This is a genomic window from Microbacterium sp. (genome assembly GCF_031178525.1).
GTDB lineage: Bacteria > Actinomycetota > Actinomycetes > Actinomycetales > Microbacteriaceae > Microbacterium.
This window is the reverse complement of the sequence record NZ_JAPSJA010000105.1, coordinates 1-8,635: the sequence shown is the minus strand read 5'-3', so window position 1 is coordinate 8,635 and position 8,635 is coordinate 1. Positions and strand designations below refer to the sequence as shown.

Below are 8,635 nucleotides of genomic sequence, written 5' to 3'. Positions count from 1 at the left end.
CCCGGCGGGGGAGAGCACTCTCGCGATGAGAGGATCGACGGCATGAGGATCTGGATCGGCGCGCGCGGCGCGGACATGGGCAAGGAGGCGCGCGGCATCATGGCCGCCACGGCCGGTGCCGCCGACTCGCCGCTCGCGAGCGGGCCCCTGGCCATGGCCGGGGACGCGGTCGAGGCGCCGTCGCCCACCTGGCTCGCGGCGCATCCATCGCTCGATGTCGTCTACGCCGCGCTCGAGGCCGAGGGTCGCGTCGCGGCGTTCCGCCGCACGGGCGAGGCGACGCTCGCGCGGCTCGGCGCCACGGTCGAGGCCGGCGAGACGACGTGCCACATCGCCGTCGCGCCCGACGGCTCGCACCTCGTGGCGACCGCCTGGGGCGACGGCGTCGTGACGCACGTCCCGCTCGGGACGGACGGACGCCTCGGCTCGCGCACCGAGGCCGCGCCGGCGACCGACCCGTATGCGTCGGCGCCGGCACCCGCGCCGGATGCCGCGGCACTCGTAGCCCAGCAGGGCGGCGTCGCGGACCTGCGCGCCCTCGTCGAGCGCGGCGCCGACGCGTCGCAGCTCGCCGCCATGCTGGCGGGATCGACCCCCACGCCCGCGATCCGCGATGACGCCGGGCTCGACGACATCCTCGCCCTGCTGGGTCAGTCGAAGAACCCGTTCGATGACCCGGCCGTGCGGGACATCCTGCAGGCCGCGCCCGATGAGCCGCTCGCGGGGGCGGTAGACCTCGGCGGCGCGCCCGCTCCGCAGCAGGAGGGGCCGCGCACGCCGCGCGCCCACTGCAGCGTGTTCCTGCCGGGCGGGCTCGTCGCCACGACAGACCTGGGGTACGACCTCGTGCGCTTCTGGCGGTCGTCGGGGCGCGGCATGACGCTCCACCACGAGGTCGCGCTGCCGCTCGGCGCCGGTCCGCGGCACATGGTGCTGCACCCCAGCGGTCACCTGTACGTCGTGACCGAGTTCACGTGCGAGGTGTTCGTGCTGTCGCCGGGGCCGGACGGGCGCTGGGCGCTGCGGGCGGGAGTGGCCGCTTCGCCAGGATCGCTGCCGGGCGACACGGCCGCCGAGCTCGCGCGCTCGCGCGACGGCGCGTTCCTGTATGCGGGACTGCGCGGCAGCGACACGATCGCCGTGCTGCGGGTCCGCGGGGAGGGGGACAGGGTCGAACCCGTCGCGCTCGCCGAGTCCGGCATCCGCAAGCCGCGGCATCATGTGGTGCTGCGCGACACGCTGCTGGTCGCCGGGCAGGACTCGGATGAGATCGCGTCGCTCGGCATCGACGAGCGCACCGGCGTGCCCGGCCGCGTCCGCCACCGCCTCTCCGTGCCCTCGCCGCAGCACATCCTGCCGGTTCGCTGAGCGGCACGCTTTCCGGCGACGCTCGGGGGCGCCCGGATCGCGCGCGTCGACGCCCTCGGTAATCTCGATCACATGACGGACGCCGCCACCCCCGACCCGACCGCCGCCGAGGATCCGCGCGAGACGCTGCTGCGGCTGCGCGCGAGCATCGACAACATCGACGCGGCGCTCGTCTATCTGCTGGCCGAGCGGTTCCGTGCGACGCAGCAAGTCGGGAAGCTCAAGGCGCGGCACGCGATGCCGCCGTCGGATCCGGCCCGCGAGGAGCAGCAGGTCGCCCGTCTGCGCGCCCTGGCGGAGGCCGCGCACCTCGATCCGGAGTTCGCCGAGAAATGGTTCAACTTCGTGGTGGCGGAGGTCATCCGCCACCACGAAGCCTTCCGGTCCGAGTGATCCGTACGAACCGAGCGATCAGACCGTCGCGCGGCGCAGCGTGGAGTAGGAGCCGACGCCCATCAGGGCGATGATCGGCACGGCCCACAGCGACAGCCCGACCGCGCCGGTCGTGACGAGCCACGTCCACACCTCGGGCCACGCGTTCAGCCGCGTGATGAGGTAGACGACGCCGACCAGCAGCAGACCGAGCGCGATCAGCACGGTCGTCAGGACGGCGCTGCCCCAGCGCTTGTAGATCGTCGCGCACCAGAATCCGATCACGAAGAAGAACATCGCGATGATGAAGTACACGACCCAGGCGGCGAGCGGACCGGCCTCCCACACGTAGGGAAGGTGGGCGAAGTAGCCGTTGACGCCGAAGCCGTTCGTCGCCAGCTCGAGCGCGCCGATGATCACGAAGGCGGTGGCGAGCATGGCGCTCGTGGCCGACGCGGCGATGAGCGTGCCGAGGTAGAACTCGCGTCGCGTCAGGCTCATCGCCTGCGAGAACGGGAACGTCAGGGTCAGCGACTGGATGCCGACAGCCAGGAAGTACCACAGCGGCGCCTGGCTGCCGCCGCCGTACTTCGGGGTGTCGACCGGGATCATCGCGAAGATCAGGAACGAGATCACGAGCGATCCCGCCAGCACGATCAGCGGCACCCACAGGTAGGTCTGCTTGTTGATGTACTGCAGGCGCACGACGTTGAGAACGCGGGCGTTCACAGGGTCACCTCTTCTTCGATCGACGCGGGCTGGTCGGCCCGCGCGTGCTGGGTGCTGCGCACGATGAGCTGCTGCAGCGAGACCGGGGCGAGGTCGAGGCCGGCGGCCCGGGCCTCCGAGCGCTCGGCGGCCGACAGCGCGCCGAGGAACGTGACCGACGTGACGCGGCCGAGGCTCTCGCGATGGATGACCTCGCGGCCGCGGATGAAGGACTCCACGGCGGCACTGTCGCCGACGAGGTTCGTGGCGCGCTCGCGCGCCTCGTCCGTCGTGGTGTCCATGATGATCCGGCCCTGATCGATCACCAGAACCCGCTCGATGAGGTTCGAGACCTCGTCGATCAGGTGGCTCGACAGCAGCACGGTCCGCGGGTGCTCGGAGTAGTCGGCGAGCAGCCTGTCGTAGAAGATCTGCCGTGCCACGGCGTCGAGGCCGAGGTACGGCTCGTCGAAGAACGTGATCTCGGCGCGCGACGCGAGTCCGATGATCACGCCGACGGCCGACAGCTGGCCGCGCGAGAGCTTCTTGATGGTCGTCTTCATCGGCAGCTGGAAGTCGTCCACGAGCCGGTCGGCGAGATCCTGATCCCAGCGGGGGAAGAACAGCCGCGCGGCGGCCAGCGCGTGACGGGCGTTGGAGTCGTCGGGGTACTTCTGGCTCTCGCGCACGAAGCACATCCGGCTCAGCACGTGCGCGTTCTCGTACGGCTCCTCGCCGAACACGCGGACGGATCCGGATGTCGCGAAGTTCTGGGCGGTCAGGATCGACATCGCCGTCGTCTTGCCCGCGCCGTTGCGGCCCAGGAAGCCGTAGATCGTGTCCTGCTCGATGTCGAAGCTCACGTCGTCGAGGGCGAGCTTGTCCTTATACCGCTTGGTGAGGTTCCTCACCTCGATGACGGCGGTCATGATGTCCTTCCGGTGGTGGCGGTGCCGTGCTCGCGGATCAGCACGGCGAGGTCTTCGGGGCCGAGGCCGATCTTGCGGGCCTCGGTGAGGAGGGGGGCGACGTAGCGATCGGCGAACGCCTCGCGACGTTCCCGCAGCAGCAGCTCGCGCGCGCCCTCCGCGACGAACATGCCGATGCCGCGGCGCTTGCTGAGCACGGACTTGTCGACGAGCATCGCGACTCCTTTCGCGGCGGTCGCCGGGTTGATGCGGTAGAAAGCGGCCAGCTCGTTCGTGGACGGCGCCTGCGCCTGCTCGGCGAGACTGCCGTCGACGATCGAGTCCTCGATCTGCTCGGCGATCTGCACGAACAGCGGCTTGCCTTCTTCGATCACCCGAGGCCTCCGGTGGCTTGGTTGGTTACTCAAGTAATGAACCATTGAACCGTGCTCGTGTCAAGGCCGATCTCGGGAAATCGGGACGGTCTGCGACGCGCGGCCCTTCCGCGTTCTACTCTGCTGGCATGCCCTCCGACCATGCGCGACCCGAGACCGTCACCGCGAGAGCGTGATCATGACCGACACCGCGCCCGTGCCGATCCCGCCGTATCCCGAGGTCTCGTCGCTCGGGCCGCTCGCGAGCGATCTCACGATCGCCGAGGTGGCGGGCGACGCGGGCAGGTTCACGGACTACTCGGTGCCGGATGCCGGCATTCGCGCGCTGTACACCACGGAGAGCATCTGGCAGTCCTGGCTGGACGTCGAAGTCGCGCTCGCGCGCGCCGAGGCCGAGGTCGGGATCGTGCCCGAGGACGCGGCGCGCCGGATCGCCCAGGTCGGCCGGCTCTCTCACCTCGACCGCGACAGGGTGATCGCGGGCATGCGCGTGCAGGGGCATCCGCTCGTGCCCCTGATCGAGGAGCTCGCGGAGGCGGCGGGCGACGGCGCCGGCGGCTGGGTGCACTGGGGCGCGACCAGCCAGAACATCATGCAGTCGGGGCACGCCATCCTGATCGGGCGCGCGCACGCCATCGTGAGCCGCCTGCTGCTCGACTGCCTCGCGGCGCTCGCGGACCTCGCCGAGCGCTCCGCGACCATGATCATGCCGGGCCGCACGCACGGCCAGCACGCGGTGCCGATCACCTTCGGGCTCAAGGTCGCGACGTGGATCGACGACGTGCTGCGCGCATACGACCGGATCCAGCACGGCGTGCGGCCGTGCCTGCGCGTGATGATGGCCGGAGCCGTCGGCAGCTTCGCCTCGCTCGGCGAGGTCGGCCCGCGGGTGCAGCGCCGCGTCGCCGACCTGCTGGGGCTCGAGCCGATGCCGGTTCCCTCTCGAGCTCTGCTGTCACCGCAGTCGGGCTACATCTCCGATCTCGCCCTGCTGTCGGCTGCCTGCGGCCGCATCGCGATCGAGGTCGAGACCATGATGCAGACGGAGTTCGGAGAGGTGTCCGAGCCCGTGCCCGAAGGGTCGGTCGGCAGCTCGACGATGCCGCACAAGCGCAATCCGAAGCTCTCGGCCGACGTCCTGGACCTCGCGGCGCTCGTCCGCGCGAGCGTGCCGGAGGCCATCGCCGCCACCATTCACGCACACGAGGCGGACGGCGGCGCGACCGCCAAGATCGACGCGGCGATGCAGACCTGCCTCGTCGCGACCGGCGACATGCTGATGCGGCTGAAGGTGATCCTCGAGGGACTCGAGCTGTTCCCGAAGCGCATGCGGCGCAATCTGGAGCTGAGCGGGAACCTCATCGGGTCCGAGGCCGTCATGCTCGCACTCGGCGAGGAGATCGGACGCGACGAGGCGCATCGCATCGTCTACGAGGCCGCCATGCGGTGCGCGACGGAGGACGAGGACTTCGAGGCGCTGCTCGTGTCGGACCCGAGGGTCAGGGCCGCGCTGCCCGCCGAGCGGATCCGCGCGCTGCTGGATCCGGCGGGGCACGTCGGCCTCGCCCCGCACATCGCGCGCGAGGCCGCGCGCCGCGCCCGGGAGGCCGTCGCCGGGGAGTGAGCCCGGCCCCGCGGGCGGCGGCTCCCGGTCAGCGGACGACGGCGACGCCGCGGGGCGCGAGCGCCGCCCCGCCCACGAGGTACTCGCCCTCGATGCCGTCGAGGCGCACCTCGTCGTCGGTGCGGTTGATGAGGAAGCGCACGCGCGACTCTCCCGCGCGCCGCACCGCAAGCTCGACGGCGCCGCGCAGCGGCTCGGGCAGCTCCGATTCGACGCCCGCGCGCTCGAGCAGCAGCGGCAGGAGCGCGCCGAGCCCGTCGGCGCCGAGGCTGGTCGAGACGTATGCGGCCGCGCCGTCGCCGACCCCGCGCCACGTCACCGCGGCGCCGCCGTCCAGCTCGCTGTCGGTGTAGTGGGCGAGCACCTCCACGTCGTGGGCGACGACGTCGACCGGCTCGCTCCACAGCGTGCCCCGCGCGCCGATCGACAGGCCGATCGTCTCGTCGTCCCACAGCGGGCGGAACTCCTCCACCCGGATGCCCAGCAGCTCGCGGAATGCGCCAGGGTAGCCGCCGAGCCACGCGCGGTCATCCTGATTCACGATGCCGGAGAAGTAGGTGGCGACGAGGCTGCCGCCCCCGCGCACATACGACTCGAGCCGCGAGCGCCGCTCCTCCGAGACCGCGTAGAGCACGGGGGCGATCACCATGCGGTAGCCGGTCAGGTCGGCATCGGCCGGCACCACGTCGGCGCGGATGCCGGCGTTCAGCAGTGCGGTCCACCACTGCACGGCCTCGCGGCGGTAGCGCAGCCGTTCGGTGGGGTGCGAGTCGAGCTCGCTGCCCCACCACGAGTCCCAGTCGAACAGGATCGCGACCTGAGACGGCTCGCGGTCGGAGCCCGCGACGGGCTGCAGGTCCTGCAGGATGCCGCCGAGCCGCACGACCTCCCGGTAGACCCGGGTGTCCTCTCCGCCGTGGGGCACCATCGACGAGTGGAACTTCTCGGCGCCCGCGGCGGACTGGCGCCACTGGAAGTAGCAGACGGCGTCGGCGCCGTGCGCGACATGCGTGAGCGAGTCGCGCACGAGCTCGTTGTCGCGCTTGGGACGGTTGATGGGCTGCCAGTTGACGGCGCTCGTGGAGTGCTCCATGAGGAACCAGGGCCGGTGTCCCGCGACGCCGCTGGTCAGCGCGGCCGAGAACGCGAGTTCGTCACGTCCCTCCGTCACGTAGTGATCGTTCGAGACGAAGTCGACCTCGTGCGCCCAGTCGGCGTAGTCGGCATGCCGGGTCTCACCCATGATCATGAAGTTCGTCGTGACGGGCACGTCGGGCGAGACGCGGTTCAGGATCTCCCGCTCGGCGATCAGGTGGTCCTTGAGCGCGTCCGATGAGAAGCGCGCGAAGTCCAGCTGCTGGGTCGGGTTGGGGAAGGCGTAGGAGCGACGCGGGGGCTGGATCTCGTCGAAGGCGCCGTAGCGCTGCGACCAGAACGCCGTGCCCCACGCGTGGTTCAGGCTCTCGATGCTGCCGTAGCGCGCCTGCAGCCACGCGCGGAACGCGCGCGCGGCGTCGTCCGAGTAGTCGTAGGCGTTGTGGCAGCCGAGCTCGTTGTTCACGTGCCAGGCGACGACGCCGGGGTGCGAGCCGTAGCGCTCCGCGAGCTTCTCGACGAGCGCGAGCGCGCAGCGGCGGAACACGGGCGACGTCGGGCGCCAGTGCTGCCGGCCGCCCGGCCAGACCGTCGCGCCGTCGGCCGTCTCCGGCAGCACCTCGGGGTGCAGGGTCGTGAGCCACGGCGGCGGCGAGGCGGTGGCGGTGGCGAGGTCTACGCCGATGCCGTTCGCGTGCAGCAGGTCGATGATCTCGTCGAGCCAGGCGAAGTCCCACTCGCCCTGCGCCGGCTGCAGCTTGGCCCACGAGAAGATCGCGACCGACACCACGTCGACGCCTGCCTGCTTCATCAGCCGGACGTCCTCGTCCCACACGTCGCGCGGCCACTGATCCGGGTTGTAGTCGGCGCCGTACGAGATGCGTCGGGGCGTGCCGTCGGGCGTGCGAAGCCAGCGGTGATTCTGCATGCGGGGGGAAGGTCCTTCTTCAATCGTCGAGAAAAGGGGATGGGGCGGGGTCCGGAGCCGGACCCCGCCCCATCGCGGGTCATTCGATGGTGAAGCCCTGCTCGGTGCCGTAGTCCTCGAGCGTGGACTGCCAGTCGGCGAGGCCGTCGGCGATGGTGGTCTGGCCGAGGAAGGCCTGGCCGACCGAGTCGGTGAAGACGGTGTTGGCGTACACCTGGAAGGGCAGGTACTGCCAGCCCTCCACCACGGCGGCCGAGGACGCGGCGAACACCTCGTTGGCCTTCTGGCCGCCGAAGTAGTCGAACTCCTCGCTCAGGAACTCCTCCGACTCGAGGTCGGCGACGGTCGCGGGGAACGCACCGCCGTCGAGGCGGGTCTGCACGCCGTCGCCCGCGTTGGCGTACTCGATGAACTCGTAGGCGAGCTCCTTGTTCTCGGCGTCCTTCGGGATGGCCAGCGAGCTGCCGCCGTTCTCGGAGGACGTCGCGACGCCCTCCTCCCACTGCGGCATCTCGGCCACGCGCCACGCGCCGGCGCCGTCGGGCGCGCTGCCCTCCAGGTTGGCGGGCATCCAGGCGCCGATGGGCAGCGTGGCGATGGTGCCGTCGGCGAGGCCGGCGAACCACTCGTCCGACCAGCCGGAGATCGGCGAGACGAGGTCCTCGTCGAGCATGGTCTGCCAGACCTCGGCGTAGCGCTGCGCGCCCTCGTCGCCCTCGAGGTCGAAGCTCACCGTGGTGTCCTCGACGCTCCAAGGCGTGCCGCCGGCCTGCCACATGATGGACGCCGCCATGCCGGCGTCGCCCGAGTCGTTCGTGATGTAGACGTCCGGGTTGGCGGCGTGCAGGTCACGGGCCGCCTGCAGGTACTCGTCCCAGGTGGTCGGCACCTCGATGCCGTACTCGTCGAAGACGTCCTTGTTGTAGAACAGCGCCATGGGGCCCGAGTCCATCGGCAGGCCGATGATCTGGTCGCCCGACTGCACCGAGGACCAAGGGCCGGGGGCGTAGGTGCCCTCGTACTCGTCGGCGCCGTACTCCGTGAGGTCCTGCAGAGCGTCCTGCAGGGCGTACTGGGGCAGCGCGTAGTACTCGACCTGCGCGACGTCCGGCAGGCCGTTGCCCGCCGTGATCGCGTTCGACAGCGCGGTGTACGAGTCGATGCCGGTGCCGACGTTGACGAGCTCGACGGTCACGCCGGGGTTGTCGGACTCGAAGTCCTCGACGACCTGCTCGAG

8 protein-coding genes are annotated in these 8,635 nt (G+C 71.0%); 3 read left to right on the top strand and 5 right to left on the bottom strand.

The features are described from left to right. Nucleotides 1-42 precede the first annotated feature (42 nt). Both RIF89_RS08380 and RIF89_RS08375 read left to right on the top strand, forming a co-directional pair. Nucleotides 43-1,368, top strand: a complete 1,326-nt coding sequence (locus tag RIF89_RS08380) for a beta-propeller fold lactonase family protein (RefSeq protein ID WP_309068667.1) — start codon at nucleotides 43-45, stop codon at nucleotides 1,366-1,368. Between the two features lie 72 nt (nucleotides 1,369-1,440). Further along, nucleotides 1,441-1,761: a chorismate mutase gene (locus tag RIF89_RS08375; protein ID WP_309068666.1), complete on the top strand. Its 321-nt coding sequence runs from the start codon at nucleotides 1,441-1,443 to the stop codon at nucleotides 1,759-1,761. Nucleotides 1,762-1,779: 18 nt separating this feature from the next. On the opposite strand, the gene RIF89_RS08370 is transcribed toward RIF89_RS08375, so the two are convergent. The 3 genes from RIF89_RS08370 to RIF89_RS08360 are packed head-to-tail and all read right to left on the bottom strand — an operon-like array spanning nucleotide 1,780 to nucleotide 3,751. Then, nucleotides 1,780-2,469 carry a hypothetical protein gene (locus RIF89_RS08370; protein WP_309068665.1) on the bottom strand — a complete coding sequence of 230 codons (690 nt, stop codon included), beginning with the start codon at nucleotides 2,467-2,469 and terminating at the stop codon, nucleotides 1,780-1,782. Beyond that, nucleotides 2,466-3,377, bottom strand: a complete 912-nt coding sequence (locus RIF89_RS08365; RefSeq protein ID WP_309068664.1) for an ABC transporter ATP-binding protein — start codon at nucleotides 3,375-3,377, stop codon at nucleotides 2,466-2,468. Before RIF89_RS08365 ends, RIF89_RS08370 begins: the two co-directional genes overlap by 4 nt. Beyond that, the gene (locus RIF89_RS08360; RefSeq protein WP_309068663.1) at nucleotides 3,374-3,751 is read right to left on the bottom strand and encodes a GntR family transcriptional regulator; all 378 of its coding nucleotides are present in this window, start codon (nucleotides 3,749-3,751) and stop codon (nucleotides 3,374-3,376) included. Before RIF89_RS08360 ends, RIF89_RS08365 begins: the two co-directional genes overlap by 4 nt. Nucleotides 3,752-3,929: 178 nt before the next feature. Between RIF89_RS08360 and RIF89_RS08355 the strand changes: the two genes are divergently transcribed. Then, nucleotides 3,930-5,375 carry an adenylosuccinate lyase family protein gene (locus tag RIF89_RS08355; protein WP_309068662.1) on the top strand — a complete coding sequence of 482 codons (1,446 nt, stop codon included), beginning with the start codon at nucleotides 3,930-3,932 and terminating at the stop codon, nucleotides 5,373-5,375. 28 nt (nucleotides 5,376-5,403) lie between these two features. On the opposite strand, the gene RIF89_RS08350 is transcribed toward RIF89_RS08355, so the two are convergent. Further along, nucleotides 5,404-7,398, bottom strand: coding sequence for a beta-galactosidase (locus RIF89_RS08350; protein ID WP_309068661.1), 1,995 nt, complete (start codon nucleotides 7,396-7,398; stop codon nucleotides 5,404-5,406). Nucleotides 7,399-7,477: 79 nt separating this feature from the next. Continuing rightward, nucleotides 7,478-8,635 (bottom strand): sugar ABC transporter substrate-binding protein (locus tag RIF89_RS08345; RefSeq protein ID WP_309068660.1); only part of this gene is annotated, 1,158 nt, incomplete at its 5' end.

What these genes read in the sequence shown, in the direction of transcription:
- RIF89_RS08380 (WP_309068667.1), top strand. Translation starts at nt 43, where the DNA reads ATGAGGATCTGGATCGGCGCGCGCGGCGCGGACATGGGCAAGGAGGCG.
- RIF89_RS08375 (WP_309068666.1), top strand. Translation starts at nt 1,441, where the DNA reads ATGACGGACGCCGCCACCCCCGACCCGACCGCCGCCGAGGATCCGCGC.
- RIF89_RS08365 (WP_309068664.1), bottom strand. Translation starts at nt 3,377, where the DNA reads ATGACCGCCGTCATCGAGGTGAGGAACCTCACCAAGCGGTATAAGGAC.
- RIF89_RS08355 (WP_309068662.1), top strand. Translation starts at nt 3,930, where the DNA reads ATGACCGACACCGCGCCCGTGCCGATCCCGCCGTATCCCGAGGTCTCG.
- RIF89_RS08350 (WP_309068661.1), bottom strand. Translation starts at nt 7,398, where the DNA reads ATGCAGAATCACCGCTGGCTTCGCACGCCCGACGGCACGCCCCGACGC.